General features: G+C 59.0%; 1 protein-coding gene. It reads right to left on the bottom strand.

Features of this window, described 5'->3' with window-relative positions:
* A partial coding sequence (locus tag KZ793_RS21055; protein WP_225817094.1) for a hemagglutinin repeat-containing protein occupies positions 1-310 on the bottom strand: 310 nt, incomplete at both ends.

Raw genomic sequence — 310 nt, 5'->3', positions numbered from 1 at the left:
GGTTTTTGTCGTGGTGTGATTGTGGTTTTCCGCACTGGTGACCGTGACCTGTTGACCGGTCAGCGTCAGGTCTTTACCGGCAATCACCTCGCTGCCGTGAACCCGGAGCTGTTCTCCCGCGTTGAGCGTCACGTTGCCCTGACTGCTGCCGACCGTGCTGCCTTTGCTAAGCTGGCTGTCACTGTCGGTGGTGGCTTTCTGGCTGGCTTTGCCCAGAGTGAAGCCAATCCCCCCCGTGCCCATCAGGCCCGATTTTTTCTCCTGCCGTAAATGGGTTTCACCGTGAGATTCTGCGGCGGTGGTGACGGTA

Origin of the sequence: Photorhabdus antumapuensis (genome assembly GCF_020387775.1) — a bacterium.
GTDB classification, from domain to species: Bacteria; Pseudomonadota; Gammaproteobacteria; order Enterobacterales; family Enterobacteriaceae; genus Photorhabdus; species Photorhabdus antumapuensis.
This window is presented reverse-complemented; position numbering and strand designations above follow the sequence as displayed.